General features: G+C 63.6%; 15 protein-coding genes and 1 tRNA gene. 5 read left to right on the plus strand and 11 right to left on the minus strand.

Going from position 1 to position 13631, the window contains the following annotated elements:
• Nucleotides 1-122: 122 nt before the first annotated feature.
• The 3 genes from rsmD to QCE88_RS02740 all read left to right on the plus strand — a co-directional run bounded on the left by rsmD (nt 123) and on the right by QCE88_RS02740 (nt 1691).
• Nucleotides 123-749 (plus strand): 16S rRNA (guanine(966)-N(2))-methyltransferase RsmD, encoded by a 627-nt coding sequence (rsmD, locus tag QCE88_RS02730; protein ID WP_309898960.1) that lies wholly within the window; start codon nt 123-125, stop codon nt 747-749.
• A 100-nt stretch (nt 750-849) separates the two neighbouring features.
• The gene (gene coaD / locus QCE88_RS02735) at nt 850-1356 is read left to right on the plus strand and encodes a pantetheine-phosphate adenylyltransferase (protein ID WP_309807118.1); all 507 of its coding nucleotides are present in this window, start codon (nt 850-852) and stop codon (nt 1354-1356) included.
• Nucleotides 1357-1433: 77 nt separating this feature from the next.
• A complete protein-coding gene (locus tag QCE88_RS02740; protein WP_309807119.1) occupies nt 1434-1691 on the plus strand; it encodes a YfhL family 4Fe-4S dicluster ferredoxin in 258 nt (85 codons plus the stop codon).
• A gap of 13 nt (nt 1692-1704) precedes the next feature.
• Here the strand turns inward: QCE88_RS02740 and hisC are convergent, their stop codons facing one another.
• The 8 genes from hisC to QCE88_RS02780 all read right to left on the minus strand — a co-directional run bounded on the left by hisC (nt 1705) and on the right by QCE88_RS02780 (nt 8833).
• Nucleotides 1705-2772 (minus strand): histidinol-phosphate transaminase, encoded by a 1068-nt coding sequence (gene hisC / locus QCE88_RS02745; protein ID WP_309898963.1) that lies wholly within the window; start codon nt 2770-2772, stop codon nt 1705-1707.
• Nucleotides 2773-2784: 12 nt separating this feature from the next.
• Nucleotides 2785-3387, minus strand: a complete 603-nt coding sequence (gene pth / locus QCE88_RS02750; protein ID WP_309807121.1) for an aminoacyl-tRNA hydrolase — start codon at nt 3385-3387, stop codon at nt 2785-2787.
• Between the two features lie 126 nt (nt 3388-3513).
• Entirely contained in the window at nt 3514-4134 is a 621-nt protein-coding gene (locus tag QCE88_RS02755) for a 50S ribosomal protein L25/general stress protein Ctc (RefSeq protein WP_309903347.1), read from the minus strand.
• A gap of 155 nt (nt 4135-4289) precedes the next feature.
• Nucleotides 4290-5243, minus strand: a complete 954-nt coding sequence (locus QCE88_RS02760; protein ID WP_309898965.1) for a ribose-phosphate pyrophosphokinase — start codon at nt 5241-5243, stop codon at nt 4290-4292.
• Nucleotides 5244-5293: 50 nt separating this feature from the next.
• Nucleotides 5294-5370, minus strand: a tRNA-Gln gene (locus QCE88_RS02765).
• Nucleotides 5371-5425: 55 nt separating this feature from the next.
• Complete coding sequence (ispE, locus tag QCE88_RS02770) at nt 5426-6307, minus strand: 4-(cytidine 5'-diphospho)-2-C-methyl-D-erythritol kinase (protein ID WP_309898967.1); 882 nt, start codon at nt 6305-6307, stop codon at nt 5426-5428.
• Between the two features lie 28 nt (nt 6308-6335).
• Nucleotides 6336-6956, minus strand: coding sequence for a lipoprotein insertase outer membrane protein LolB (lolB, locus tag QCE88_RS02775; RefSeq protein WP_309898969.1), 621 nt, complete (start codon nt 6954-6956; stop codon nt 6336-6338).
• Entirely contained in the window at nt 6956-8833 is a 1878-nt protein-coding gene (locus QCE88_RS02780; protein ID WP_309898971.1) for a tetratricopeptide repeat protein, read from the minus strand. Before QCE88_RS02780 ends, lolB begins: the two co-directional genes overlap by 1 nt.
• Nucleotides 8834-8917: 84 nt before the next feature.
• On the opposite strand from QCE88_RS02780, the gene mutM reads away from it, so the two are divergent.
• Both mutM and mutY read left to right on the plus strand, forming a co-directional pair.
• Nucleotides 8918-9748 (plus strand): bifunctional DNA-formamidopyrimidine glycosylase/DNA-(apurinic or apyrimidinic site) lyase, encoded by an 831-nt coding sequence (mutM, locus tag QCE88_RS02785; protein WP_309903349.1) that lies wholly within the window; start codon nt 8918-8920, stop codon nt 9746-9748.
• 5 nt (nt 9749-9753) lie between these two features.
• Complete coding sequence (gene mutY, locus QCE88_RS02790) at nt 9754-10815, plus strand: A/G-specific adenine glycosylase (RefSeq protein WP_309898972.1); 1062 nt, start codon at nt 9754-9756, stop codon at nt 10813-10815.
• 14 nt (nt 10816-10829) lie between these two features.
• Here the strand turns inward: mutY and QCE88_RS02795 are convergent, their stop codons facing one another.
• The 3 genes from QCE88_RS02795 to hprK all read right to left on the minus strand — a co-directional run bounded on the left by QCE88_RS02795 (nt 10830) and on the right by hprK (nt 13471).
• Nucleotides 10830-11471 (minus strand): LON peptidase substrate-binding domain-containing protein, encoded by a 642-nt coding sequence (locus QCE88_RS02795; RefSeq protein ID WP_309898974.1) that lies wholly within the window; start codon nt 11469-11471, stop codon nt 10830-10832.
• A gap of 34 nt (nt 11472-11505) precedes the next feature.
• The gene (gene rapZ, locus QCE88_RS02800) at nt 11506-12402 is read right to left on the minus strand and encodes an RNase adapter RapZ (protein ID WP_309898977.1); all 897 of its coding nucleotides are present in this window, start codon (nt 12400-12402) and stop codon (nt 11506-11508) included.
• Between the two features lie 100 nt (nt 12403-12502).
• Complete coding sequence (gene hprK, locus QCE88_RS02805; RefSeq protein WP_309830300.1) at nt 12503-13471, minus strand: HPr(Ser) kinase/phosphatase; 969 nt, start codon at nt 13469-13471, stop codon at nt 12503-12505.
• Nucleotides 13472-13631: the final 160 nt, after the last annotated feature.

Below are 13631 nucleotides of genomic sequence, written 5' to 3' on the forward strand. Positions count from 1 at the left end.
GCACGGTTCGCGGCACGGCGGGCCGCTGTGGTAACGTGGGCGCTCGATGCGCACGAAAACCGCATGAAAACAAACGCAAGCTTGACGAAGACTGCGCGCCCAGAATCGAATCCTGTTGCCTCATGCCTCGCTCCTCAACCACTCGTTCCGTCCTGCCCAGCCATACGCCTTCGCGCGGCGGCAAACCTCACACCATCCGCATCATCGGCGGCGACTGGAAGCGCACGCCGCTGCCGGTGCTCGATCTCGACGGCCTGCGTCCCACGCCCGACCGCGTGCGCGAGACGCTCTTCAACTGGCTGGGCCAGGACATGAGCGGGCAGCACTGTCTCGACCTGTTCGCCGGCAGCGGGGCGCTCGGTTTTGAAGCGGCGTCGCGCGGCGCCGCGCGCGTGCTGATGGTCGAGCGCAACACGAAAGCCGCCGCGCAGATGCGCGCGAACCAGGCGAAGCTCGGCGCGCGCAACATCGAGATCGCCGAAGCCGATGCGCTGCGCCTGGCCGCGAGTCTCGCGCCCGGCAGCTTCGACGTCGTCTTCCTGGATCCGCCATTCGGCGATCAGGCGTTGCTCTTGCGCGCGCTCGAACGGGCGGTGCCGCTCATCAACACAGACGGCGCGCTCTATGTCGAGTGCGGCGATGTGCTGGACGTGTCGCAGATCGACGCGCTAACCGGCTGGTCGGTCGTGCGCGATGGCAAGGCAGGTGCGGTTCGCTATCATTTGCTGCGCCGCCAAAATGAGGAATAATGCGCGTTCCCCAAACCGGCGCATCCGGCTGGGCGGGGAATGAAGCAGAACAGGTCGTCGCAACGACGCGGCCCAAGGTCAATTGGAAGAGGAGAAGCTCATGGTTGTCGCCGTGTATCCGGGAACGTTCGACCCGCTGACTCGCGGGCATGAGGACATCGTCCGGCGCGCATCGAGCATTTTTGATCAGCTCGTCGTGGGCGTGGCGGACAGCCGGGCGAAGAAGCCGTTTTTCTCGCTGCAGGAAAGGCTGGATATCGCACACGACGTGCTCGGGCACTATCCGAACGTGCAGGTGAGCAGCTTCACCGGGTTGCTGAAGGACTTCGTGCGCAAGAACAACGCGCGTGTCATCGTGCGCGGCCTGCGGGCCGTGTCGGACTTCGAATACGAATTCCAGATGGCCGGCATGAACCGCTATTTGCTGCCCGACGTCGAGACGATGTTCATGACGCCGTCCGATCAATACCAGTTCATCTCGGGGACGATCGTGCGCGAGATTGCGCAGCTGGGCGGCGATGTCAGCAAGTTCGTGTTCCCGTCGGTGGAAAAGCGGCTGACCGATAAAGTGGTTATCCTGTCGCAGAAGGATTCCGCGGCGCCCTGATGCGCCGGACCCGCCACCCGGACAACCGGGCGCGCGGGTTTCATGCCGGTGAGAGAACCGGCGCAAGAGAGTGAAGCATGTCTTTGATCATCACCGACGAGTGCATCAACTGCGACGTTTGCGAGCCCGAGTGCCCGAACGACGCCATTTCGATGGGTCCCGAGATCTACGTGATCGACCCGAACAAATGCACGGAGTGTGTCGGGCACTATGACGAGCCGCAGTGCCAGCAGGTGTGTCCCGTCGAATGCATTCCGCGCGATCCGGCGCACGTCGAAACGCCCGAACAGTTGCTCGTCAAATACCGCGCGTTGATGGCGGCGAAGGGCGAGTAAGCCCTTCCTCCGCTCAGCCGATCACTTCCTTCAAGGCTGCGATGAGCGCATCGCATTCGGCCGGCGTGCCGATCGAGATCCGCAGATGCTGGTCGATGCGCGGCAGCCTGAAGTGACGCACGAAGATCTCCCGAGTCTTGAGCGCGGCGGCGAGCGTCGCGGCGTCGTGCGCAGGATGCTTCGCGAACACGAAATTCGCAGCGGACGGCAGCACGTCGAAACCCAGTTCCTGTAGCTGCGCCACGAGCGTTTCGCGGCTCGCCACGACCTTCGCGCAGCACTGCTCGAACCACGACGGATCCTCATACGAAGCTTGCGCCGCGACCTGCGCCAGGCGGTCGAGCGGATAGGAGTTGAAGCTGTCCTTCACGCGCGTCAGCGCTTCGATCAACCCGGCATCGCCGAATGCGAAGCCCACGCGCATGCCGGCCAGCGAGCGCGCCTTCGACGTCGTCTGCACGACCAGCAGGTTCGGATAGGCGTCGATCAGACTCACGGCCGATTCCGCGCCGAAATCCACATACGCTTCATCGACGATCACCGGCACGTCCGGATTCGCCTTCAGCAGCACTTCGATCTCGGACAGCGGCAAGGCGCGGCCGGTCGGCGCGTTCGGATTCGGCAGCAGAACGCCGCCGCTCGGCGCACGGTAATCGTCGACATCGATGGCAAAGTCCGCGTTCAGCGGGATCGTCCGGTAGTCCACGCCGTACAGCTGCGCATAGACCGGATAGAAGCTGTAGGTGATGTCGGGGAAGGCGATCGGCCGCTCGTGCTTCAACAGCGCCTGGAATGCATGCGCCAGCACTTCGTCCGACCCGTTGCCGACGAACACCTGCTCGACGCGCAGGCCATGATGCCGCGCGACGGTTTCACGCAACGCGCGCGCGGTCGGGTCGGGATACTTGCGCAACGACGCGCCGTCCTCGCCAAGCTCGCTGCGAATCGCCTCGAGCACGCGCGGCGACGGCGGATAGGGATTCTCGTTGGTATTCAGCTTGACGGGATGCGCCAGCGCGGGCTGTTCGCCCGGCACATACGGCGTCAGTCGATGAACGATGTCGCTCCAGAAACGGCTCACGGTCGGCTCCAGTCAGGGGTTACGGTGCAGGTTCATCATCGCGCGCTCGGTTTCCCCGGCGACGACGAAGGGCATCACGGCAAGCGCGCGCTCGATCGACTGATCGATCACGTCCTGTTCTTCGCGACGCGGCGGCTTCAGCACGAAGTTCGCGACATCGGGCTTCGCGCCCGCCCGCGCGCCTTCCGGAATCAGATCGCGTGGATGCCCGATGCCGATACGCAGGCGCCAGTACTGTTGCGACGACAGATGCGCGGAGATGTCCTTGAGGCCGTTGTGACCGCCGCTGCCACCGCCGAGCTTCATCTTGACGGTGCCGGGCGGCAGGTCGAGTTCGTCGTGCGCAACGAGGATTTCGTCGGGCAGGATCTTGAAGAACTGCGCGAGCGCGACCACCGATTGCCCCGAGCGATTCATGAAGGTCTGCGGTTCCAGCAGATGCACTTCGTGGCCGTGCAGGCGTCCCTTGCCGTAGAAGCCGTGGAAACGGCGTTCGTCGCGCAGCGTGGCGCCGGCGTCGCGCGCCAGTTGGTCGACGAACCAGAAGCCCGCGTTATGCCGCGTCGCGGTGTACTCGGCGCCTGGATTGCCCAGGCCGACGATCAGCTTGATCATGTCGAATCAGCGCAAGCCCGAAGGCCCGCTTGGTCAATAGCCAAAAAAAGACCCGCCGGGCTTGCGCACCGGCGGGTCACGTCGACCGCCCTTGCGGACGGATCGAGAGGATAGCGATAAAGACGCTTATTCGGCAGCCGGCGTTTCGCCTTGGGCTGCTTCGCCAGACTCTTCCGACACGACGGCAGCCGGAATGGTCGCCGAAGCCACCACCGGGTTTTCTGCGTCGACGGCGATCGTCAGGCTCACGCCCTTCGGCAGCGTGATGTCCTTGGCGTGCATCGTCTGGCCGGCTTCGATCTTGGCCAGATCGATTTCCAGGAACTCAGGCAGGTCTGCCGGCAGGCATTCCACTTCCAGTTCCGTCACGACGTGGCTGATCACCGCGCCCGACAGCTTCACGGCCGGGTTGGTTTCCTGGTTCATGAAGTGCAGCGGTACCTTGGTGTGCAGCTTCTTGTTCGCGTCAACGCGCTGGAAATCCACGTGCAGCACGTACTGCTTGAACGGGTGGTATTGCACGTCGCGCAGGAGAACCTGTTGCGACTTGCCAGCCACTTCCAGTTCCAGGATCGACGAATGGAACACTTCTTTCTTCAGGGCATGCCACAGGGCGTTGTGATCGAGTTCGACCAGTTGAACGTCCGCAGCACCACCGTACACGATACCCGGGGTCTTGCCCGAGTTGCGCAGGCGGCGGCTCGCACCCGTACCTTGCTTGCTACGCTCGAAAGCGACGACTTTCATGTTTGACTCCTCTATCTGCCCGCGACCAGGCAGGGAAACCGGGATCATCGAAAAGGTGTGATCCCACAACAAGCGATGCGAACCTTCGTACGTCCGCACCGATCATGCAAAAAGACGCGAAGCTCGAGGGCTTCGCGTCTTTTCGCCAATTCTGCTTAACCTTCAGCGAACAGCGAGATCACCGAATCGCCGCGCCGGATGCGCGAGAACGTCTCCGCAAGCAGGCCCGCGCTCGACAGCGGGCGAATCTTTGCGCACGCCAGGGACTCGGCCGAGAGCGGAATGGTGTCCGTCACGACGAGTTCATCCAGTTCCGATGCCGTGATGCGCGCCGCCGCGCCGCCCGACAGGACCGGGTGGGTGGCGTAGGCGAAAACCTGCTTGGCGCCGCGCTGCTTCAGCACTTGCGCAGCCTTGCACAGCGTGCCGGCGGTGTCGACCATGTCGTCCATGATGACGCAGGTACGGCCGTCGACTTCACCGATGATGTTCATCACTTCGGCGACATTCGCTTTCGGACGACGTTTGTCGATGATCGCGAGGTCGGTGTTCAGTTGCTTCGCGAGCGCACGCGCCCGCACCACACCGCCGACGTCCGGCGACACGACCAGCAGATGGTCGTGATTCTGCTTGCGCAGATCACCGAGCAGGACGGGCGTGGCGTAGATGTTGTCGACGGGGATGTCGAAGAAGCCTTGAATCTGGTCGGCGTGAAGGTCCATGGTGATCACGCGATCGACGCCGGCAATTTCCAGCATGTTCGCGACGACCTTCGCCGAGATGGCCACACGCGCGGAACGCGGACGGCGGTCCTGGCGTGCATAGCCGAAGTAGGGGATGGCTGCGGTGATCCGGCCAGCGGATGCGCGCTTGAGCGCATCGACCATGATCATCAGTTCCATCAGATTGTCGTTCGTGGGAGCGCAGGTGGACTGCAGCACGAATACGTCTTTGCCTCGAACGTTTTCCTGAATCTCGACCATGATCTCGCCGTCGGAGAAACGGCTGACCATCGCTTTGCCAAGTGGGATTCCAAGGATTTTGACGACTTCCTGTGCAAGCGCGGGATTGGCGTTGCCAGTAAAAACCATCAGGCCGTCACTGCTCATCGTGCACCTGTCTGCGGCTGGGGGCGAGAGGAAAAACGCGAGAAAAAGAATGGCAGGGGAGGAAGGACTCGAACCCTCGCATGCCGGAATCAAAATCCGGTGCCTTGACCAACTTGGCGACTCCCCTACACTAACTTTGAGCTTCGCCGGGAAGTGTAGGACAGTCCCGGCAAAACAAAACCTTATGACGCGAAAGCGAAGAGAGGATGAGAATCCAGACTTGCCGTTACCACGCTCTTCCAGCTTGCCGGCAGTTTGACTTGCGCCATTTCTGCTTCGGCTCGACTGGGGAAAGCGGCAAACACGCTTGCTCCAGATCCGGTCATTCGCGCTGGCGCGAGATTGGAAAACCACTCGAGCACTTGCGCAACTTCCGCGTACTTTCCCGCAACTACAGCCTGCATGTCGTTCCGACCGAAGCTGTCTGGCCAGTTAGTGTCTGACCTTTGCTGTGCAAGAAAGTCCATCATTGTGGCGACTTTCGTATCCCGTGTCAAGCTTTTTTCGGAGAAAATCGCCGCGGTTGGGACGTGGACAGCAGGATTCACCACCAGGAAGAAACGTTGCGGCAGTTTTACTGCTTGCAGCGCCTCGCCCACTCCTTCTGCGAAAGCATTTTGCCCGAAGACAAAAAACGGCACGTCCGCGCCGAGTTGCAGGCCGAGATTCTGCAGAATCTCACGCGAAAGATCAACACCCCAGAGACGATTCAACGCCAAAAGAGTCGTGGCCGCGTCGGAACTCCCTCCGCCGAGGCCCGCGCCCATCGGCAGGCGCTTGTCGATCTCGATATCTACGCCATGCCTCACGCCCGTGTACTGCTGAAGCAGGCGGGCAGCGCGCACCACGAGGTCGTCGGATTCGGCGACGCCGGGCACGTCGGTCTTGCGGTGGATGACGCCGTCGTCGCGCCGCGTGAAGTGCAGGCGGTCGCCCCAGTCGAGCAACTGGAAGACCGTCTGCAACGAGTGATAGCCGTCCGGACGGCGTCCCGTGATGTGCAGGAAGAGGTTCAGCTTCGCAGGCGCGAGACAGTCACGGAGCGAATCGTGGGTTACGGACATGCGGAGTGTCGGACGAGGTGCGAAAACGTTACTGGTCGAGCACCAGCTTGATGTCGAGCGGCGGTTCGCTGCGCGAGAGATTCACGCGCTTGACGCCGCTTGCGGGCGCGTCGGCATAGGCGAGATAGTCGATCGTCCAGCCGTCCTGCTTGATCTCCTTCGGCCGGCCATTGTTAGCTTCGGGATCGAGCGTGGTCTGCGCGCGTGAAGTGGGCGCGGCCGAGGGCTGCAGCCAGTAGCGCAGACCTTCCACCGGCAGCGCGAAGCCCAGCGTGTTCTGCATCAACTGCGACACGTTGTCGGCGGTGGCGGGCTGCCGGTTCGGCAGTTCGAGCGTGGCCAGCGACGGCGACGAAGTCACGATCGCCATCGTCTGGCCGAGCGGATTGCGCAATTGCAGCGTGACGGTGTCGCCGGTTTCCTGCCAGTCGAAGTTGCCGTACGCGTTGCGCTGCACGCCGTTCTGGTCGTTGTACTGCACCGCGAAGCGGCCGTGGTAGTCACGGCTCGTCTGCGTCGAAAGGGACGTGCTGGCGCTGGACGTCGTCGGAAGCCGCGGCTGGAGCGCGCAACCGGACATCGCGAGTACGGTTGCGAGGCCAAGCGCACCGCGTCGAAGGGATGCGCCGGCGAGAAAGTCGAATGCCATCAAAGATCGTTTACCTGAAGTCGTTTGAGCGTTTTGACGAGCGTGTCGTTGTCCGGTTCGAGCTTTTGCGCCTGGCGCCACGTGGCGCGCGCCTCGTCTTGCTGGCCGGATTTCCACTGGACTTCGCCCAGATGCGCGCCGATCTCTGCATTCGGCTGAATCTTGTAGGCGCTCGACAGAATCTTCTCCGCTTCCGCCGCGTTGCCCTGACGGAAGCGCGCCCAGCCGAGGCTGTCCATGATGAAGGCGTCGTTGGGCGCGAGCGCGACCGCTTTCTCGATCAGCTTCACGGCTTCGTCGAGCCGCTGATTACGATCGACCAGCGAATAACCCAGCGCGTTGTAGGCCTGCGGATTGTTCGGCTGGGTGCGCATCAACGTGCGCAACTGCGTTTCCATCACGTCGAAATGGCCGTTCTTCTCGGCGGCCATTGCGTAGTCGTAGATGAGATCGGGATCGTCGGGAAAGGCCGCGACGGCCTTCGCGAGATTCGCTTCCGCTTCCGGATAGCGATGCGCCTCGAACAGAATGGCCGAGTCCGTGCGCGCGAGCAATGCGAGGTCGCGCGGGTCGGAGCTTTGCAGATTGCCGAGCAGCGCGCGAGCTTCGTCGACCTTGCCTTGCTTCGCGAGGATCTGCGCGCGCGTGATCTGCGCGGGCAGGTATTGCGGGCTCGTGCGCGGAATGCGGTCGAGCCACTGGCTCGCCACGTCGTCGTTCTTCTGCTCCAGCGCCATCTGCGCCAGATAGATATACGCCTGTCCCGGGTCCGCGCCGGGCGTGTTCTCCGCGGCTTTCGCGTACTGGTTCAGGTAATCCTGCGCCTTGTCGAACTGCTTCTTCTGAATGTTGATGAGCGCGAGCGCCATCAGGGGCGTCAGGTCTTTCGCATCGTTCTTGCGCATGATCTCGAACTGCTTCTGCGCGTCGTCGAGCCGGTCGGCCGACAGATACAACTGCGCCAGCGCAAGCCGTGCATCATGCGATTTGGGATTCTTGTCGACATACTTCTCGAACGAAGCGATCCCTTCCTGACGTTCCTGCGGACCCATGCGTGCAAGCGTCAGCGCGGCCGGCAGATAGTCCGGCTTGAGTTGCAGCGCCTTTTCGAGCGAGGCTTTCGCGCCCGGCTGATCGTCGGCGAGCAGTTGCTGGCGGGCGAGCGCGAGTTGCGCTTCGGGTCGGTCCTGGTCGTTGGCGGTCAGGTCCTTCAATACATTCAGTCCGCCGACGCGATTCGGTCCGCGCGCCAGCAGCGCCTGCAACGACAACAGCGCTTCGCCGCGCTGTGCGGGCGCCACTTTCGCAAGTTCGCGCTCGAGCGTGGGCTTCGCGTCCTCCGGCTTGCCGGCGACGATCTGCAGCGACGCGCTCAGTTGCGACGCGCGCTCCGAATGCGGCGCGAACTGCTGCCAGAGTTGTGCCGAGGTGAGTGCGTCGTTCGGGCTTTGCGCGGCGATGGCGATCTCGGTCGCGCGCTGCGCGAAACGTGGATCGTGGGTGTCGCGGGCAAGCGCGAGATAGGTCTGGAATGCGGGTGCGGGCTGACCGCGCTGCAGGGCGACTTCCGCGGCCAGAACCTGGAACACGATCTGGCTGGACATCGATACGTTCGGCAGGTCCTGCGCTTCGTTGCCGCTGACGGGCGCGGTGAGCAGCTCGGCGGCGTTCTGCGCGTCGGCCTGATCGTCGGGACCTGGAGCGGAGGTTGCGCCCGGAACGGGTGAAGCATTGGGTTCTTGAGCGTGTACGGGCGTGAACGCAAGCGCTGACATCGCGAGCGCGACGGCGCCGGCGATGCGCGACATAGGCATGGCGAACGATTGCGCCAAGCCGGCCTGACGCTTCGCAAACAGCTTCATGACGAACGAGTTCATGGAATTCCAGACGATGTTTCGGTCGATTGTAACGCGGTCGCTAAAATACCGGCACATCGCTCCAGCAAGTCTCACTCCACACAAATGCCCGAACTGCCCGAAGTCGAAGTCACCCGCCGGGGAATCGAACCGTATGTCGCCGGAAGGCGCGTCGAGCATGTCGAAGTCCGCACTCCGACGTTGCGCTGGCCGATCCCGGCGCACCTGCCGAAGACGCTCGATCGTCTGAAGATCGAGCGGGTAGAACGGCGCGGCAAGTACCTGTTGTTCGAAACCGTGGAGGGCTGGCTGATCGTTCATCTCGGCATGACCGGCACGCTGCGCGTCCTGCGCCACACGCCGCGTCCGCCTGACGCCGCGAAGCACGATCACGTCGATATCGTGTTCGACGAATTCATCCTGCGCTTTCGCGATCCGCGTCGTTTCGGCGCGATTCTCTGGCATCCGCGCGCCGATGGCGACGTGGTCGATCATCCGCTGCTCGCGAGTCTCGGCGTCGAGCCGTTCTCGCCGGAATTTTCGGGCGCGCTGCTGTTCCGGGAGACGCGCGGGCGCAAGGTGTCGGTGAAGCAGGCGCTGCTGGCGGGCGGGATCGTCGTGGGCGTGGGCAACATCTACGCATCCGAAAGCCTGTTTCGCGCCGGCATTCGCCCGACGACCGCGGCCGGACGCATCTCGCTCGTGCGCTACGATCTGCTCGCCGACGCGGTGCGCGTGACGCTCGCCGCCGCCATCGAGAAGGGCGGCAGCACCTTGCGCGATTTCGTCGGCAGCAATGGCGAATCGGGCTATTTCCAGCTCGACTACTTCGTCTATGATCGCGCGGGCCTGCCGTGTCACGTCTGCGCCACGTCGATCCGACAAATCGTCCAGGGGCAACGCTCCACCTACTTCTGCCCGCGCTGCCAACGCTGATTCCGATGCTCGCTCTCACCGATTTCTCCACGCGCCTGATCGCGTGGCAACGCATTCACGGCCGCCACGACCTGCCGTGGCAAAACACGCGCGACGCGTATCGCATCTGGCTGTCGGAGATCATGCTGCAGCAGACGCAGGTGTCCACCGTGATCCCGTACTACGCGCGCTTTCTCGAACGGTTTCCTTCGGTGACGGCGCTCGCCGATGCCCCGCTCGACGACGTCATGGCGCTCTGGGCGGGCCTCGGCTACTACTCGCGGGCGCGCAACCTGCATCGGTGCGCGCAGGCGGTTGCGTACGAGCACGGCGGCGCGTTTCCCCAAACGGTGGACGAACTGGCCGAACTGCCGGGCATCGGCCGTTCGACGGCGGCCGCCATTGCGTCGTTTGCGTTCAGCGCGCGCGCGACGATTCTCGACGGCAATGTGAAGCGCGTGCTGGCGCGGGTATTCGGCGTCGAAGGATTTACGGGCGAAAAGCGCGTGGAAGACGCGCTATGGACACTTGCCGAATCGCTGTTGCCGGATGCGGCGAAACCGGATGAAGTCACCGCGTACACGCAAGGTCTGATGGATCTCGGCGCGACGCTGTGCGTGCGCGGCAAGCCCGATTGCGCGCGTTGTCCGTTCATGGCGGATTGCGTCGCGAAGGTCGAGGGGCGTCAGCGGGAGTTGCCCACCGCTCGCCCGAAGAAGACCGTGCCGACGCGCAAGACCTGGATGCTGGTACTGAAGGACGGCGACGCGGTGCTGCTGGAGAAGCGTCCGCCCACGGGTGTCTGGGGCGGCCTGTGGAGCCTGCCCGAAGCGGCCGACGAGACGGCGCTCGCGACGCTTGCGCAGCGCTTCGGCGGCGCTGAGCAGTTACAACGTCTGGCACCGATGACGCACACGTTCACCCATTTCAAGCTCGATATCGAGCCGCGTATCGGCGTCGCGCGTGGTGCGCCGCTCGAGGCGATGAACGTCGAAACCGTATGGGCGCCGCTTGCACGGATCGATGCGTACGGCGTGCCCGCGCCCGTGCGCAAGCTGCTCGACGCGTTGAGCGGCTCGCTGCTCTGAGGCGTAGCCAAGCGTCAGAGCAACTGATGGTGCTGCATGTAGTGATGCACGACGTCGATGCGGGCGCCGGCATCCATCAGTTCCATGAGCTTCTGGCGGGCGCGCATCGGGATCGGCAGGATTTCGGAGAGGCGATTGGACACCCACGTGGGATCGTCGAACAGGAAGGGTTCGACGAACGGCAGGTTCTGCGGCTCGCGCTCCCTGATCGTGTCGATGATGCGCTCCAGCACTTCCGCGCACGCGCCGAACTTGGCGAGCGTTTCCGCGCCCTGCAACGGCCGGTCATCTTCCAGCAACTGCACGGTGCCGACCAGCAGGTTGCTCGGCTCGACCCGATGATCGATCAGCTTGAAACGCGCCGTGCCGCGCGCCTGCACGAGCAAAAGGCCGAAGGTATCGACATCGCATTCGGCGATCTCGGCAAGACAGCCGACCGGTTCCGGCACCGACGGATCGCCCGGTGAAGCGACTTCATGTCCGCTTTTCAGCAGGCAGACGCCGAACGGCGATTGCTCGCGCAGACAGGCGCGCGCCATGTCCAGGTAACGCGCCTCGAAGATCTTGAGCGGCAGCAGGCCGCCGGGAAACAGCACGGTGTGAAGCGGAAACAGCGGCAGATCGTCCAAAACCGGATTCGCGGGAATCGAAGACATCGCGTCCCTCCAGGGTGGATCGCCGATGCGGCGATCAGGTTCGCGCGTGAACCGCGTCGCCATCCACCGGGATGGGCGCGTCACGATGCCGCACGATCACATTGGCCTGGTCGCGAAAACGCGCGGCAAGCGCCTCCGCGATGAACACCGAACGATGCTGGCCGCCCGTGCAGCCGATCGCAACCGTCAGATAGCTGCGGTTGTCGTCGCGAAAACGCGGCAGCCACTTGCCGACGAACGCCCCGATGTCCTCGATCATCTCGCCGACCAGCGGTTGCGCCGAGAGAAAGTCGATGATGGGTTTGTCGCGGCCGGTGAAGGGACGCAGTTCGCGGTCGTAGTACGGGTTGGGCAGCGTGCGGACATCGAACACGAGATCGGCGTCGAGCGGCACGCCGCGTTTGAAGCCGAACGATTCGAACATCAGCGTGAGGTCGGCCGCATCGGTTTCGACGAAGCGCTTGACCCACGCGCGCAGCACGTTCGCGCGCAGGTTGCTGGTGTCGATCTGATGCCCGTACTCTGCAAGGCCGGCGACCAGTTCGCGTTCGCGCTCGATGGCTTCGGCCAGCGAGTTCAGCAAGCCGACGTCGGCTTCGCGCATCGGCGGACCAGACAGCGGATGACGCCGGCGCGTTTCGGAAAAGCGCTGGATCAGGGACTGCGTGCTCGCGTTCAGAAAGAGCACGCGCAGGTCGTATTCGGCCGAGAGCGCGTTGATGATGCTCGGGACTTCATCGAGCGAAAGGCTGGAGCGCGCGTCGATGGCGACAGCCAGTCGGCTCTGTCCTTCCTTCGCGAGATGGGCGGCGAGTTCGGGCAGGAAACGCGGCGGCAGGTTGTCGACGCAGTAGTAGCCGCCGTCTTCCAGCGCGTTCAGCGCAACGGACTTGCCGGAACCGGAGATGCCGGTAATCAGGATGATACGCATGGGAATCGACTCGTTCGCTTAATCTTAGCACCTGCTCTTGATTCGAATCCGGGCGCGAAATGATCGCCGCGGTTGCTGCGATCTTCGCTTCGCGACGGCTTCAGATCAGCTTGCCGGGAAACTGGCTGTCGGGATCCTGCATGGCGAGCCGCTGACGATCCATGAAATCGCGCAAGGTGTCGATGCCGCGCAGTTGCAGGATCGTGTTGCGTACCGCGGCTTCCACCAGCACGGCGAGGTTGCGGCCCGCGGCCACTTGAATGGTCACCTTGCTGATCGGCAGGCCCAGGACGTCGACACTCTGGCTTTCCAGCGGCAGGCGCTGGAACTCGCCGTCGGGACGGCGCACCAACTGCACGATCAGCTTCAGTTTCATCTTCCGGCGCACGGCGGTTTCGCCGAAGATGGTCTTGATGTCGAGCAGGCCCAGGCCGCGCACTTCGAGCAGATTCTGCAGCAGCGGCGGGCAGCGGCCTTCCACGAAGTCCGGGCCGAGCCGCACGAAATCGACGGCGTCATCCGCCACCAGCCCGTGCCCCCGGCTGATGAGTTCCAGGCCCAGTTCGCTCTTGCCGAGACCGGAGTCGCCGGTGAGCAGCACGCCCATCCCGAGGATGTCGATGAACACGCCGTGCAAGGTTGCGCGCGGTGCGAGGATGCGCGACATGTAGGCGCGCAGGCTGTCGATGACCGCCGCCGCCGACATGCGGGTCGTGAACAGCGGCGTCGACGAGCGCGTGCAGCGCAGGACCAGTTCCGGCGGCGCACCGACTTCGCCCGCGACGACCAGGAACGGCGGTTCGAGCGCGATCAGTTCGGCCATGTGGCGCGAACGGTCTTCGTCGGATTGGCGCTGGTAGTAGTTGATCTCGGCGTCGCCGAGCACCTGGATGCGGTTCGGGTGGATCAGGTTCAAGTGGCCGACCAGGTCGGCGCTCGACGTCGCGTTCGCCACGGTTTCGCTCGAGAAACCGCGCTCCCAGCCTTCATGCCCCGTGAGCCAGCTGAGCTTCAGAGTGGCGGCGTTGTCGTCGAAAATACTTTGGGCGTTGATGCTGGACGTATCCATGAGGCCGGAACTCCGTTGGAAGCCGGGAGCAGCCTTCGCTTGACGACGAAGCGGGTCGCTTCGATACGCTGCATGGCGCTGCTTTTGACCGATTGTGCCCCAGAAGCCTGACGCAAGCGAGGCGCGTCCCATGCGAAAGCAGGACGGACGCGCTCTGGAC

It is taken from the genome of Caballeronia sp. LZ035, assembly GCF_031451175.1.
GTDB lineage: Bacteria > Pseudomonadota > Gammaproteobacteria > Burkholderiales > Burkholderiaceae > Caballeronia.

Coding starts and splice junctions, on each gene's coding strand:
- pth (WP_309807121.1), bottom strand. CDS start 3,387: ATGATCAAGCTGATCGTCGGCCTGGGCAATCCAGGCGCCGAGTACACC.
- QCE88_RS02740 (WP_309807119.1), top strand. CDS start 1,434: ATGTCTTTGATCATCACCGACGAGTGCATCAACTGCGACGTTTGCGAG.
- rapZ (WP_309898977.1), bottom strand. CDS start 12,402: ATGCGTATCATCCTGATTACCGGCATCTCCGGTTCCGGCAAGTCCGTT.
- lolB (WP_309898969.1), bottom strand. CDS start 6,956: ATGGCATTCGACTTTCTCGCCGGCGCATCCCTTCGACGCGGTGCGCTT.
- hprK (WP_309830300.1), bottom strand. CDS start 13,471: ATGGATACGTCCAGCATCAACGCCCAAAGTATTTTCGACGACAACGCC.
- QCE88_RS02760 (WP_309898965.1), bottom strand. CDS start 5,243: ATGAGCAGTGACGGCCTGATGGTTTTTACTGGCAACGCCAATCCCGCG.
- rsmD (WP_309898960.1), top strand. CDS start 123: ATGCCTCGCTCCTCAACCACTCGTTCCGTCCTGCCCAGCCATACGCCT.
- QCE88_RS02780 (WP_309898971.1), bottom strand. CDS start 8,833: ATGAACTCGTTCGTCATGAAGCTGTTTGCGAAGCGTCAGGCCGGCTTG.
- QCE88_RS02755 (WP_309903347.1), bottom strand. CDS start 4,134: ATGAAAGTCGTCGCTTTCGAGCGTAGCAAGCAAGGTACGGGTGCGAGC.
- ispE (WP_309898967.1), bottom strand. CDS start 6,307: ATGTCCGTAACCCACGATTCGCTCCGTGACTGTCTCGCGCCTGCGAAG.
- mutM (WP_309903349.1), top strand. CDS start 8,918: ATGCCCGAACTGCCCGAAGTCGAAGTCACCCGCCGGGGAATCGAACCG.
- QCE88_RS02795 (WP_309898974.1), bottom strand. CDS start 11,471: ATGTCTTCGATTCCCGCGAATCCGGTTTTGGACGATCTGCCGCTGTTT.
- mutY (WP_309898972.1), top strand. CDS start 9,754: ATGCTCGCTCTCACCGATTTCTCCACGCGCCTGATCGCGTGGCAACGC.
- coaD (WP_309807118.1), top strand. CDS start 850: ATGGTTGTCGCCGTGTATCCGGGAACGTTCGACCCGCTGACTCGCGGG.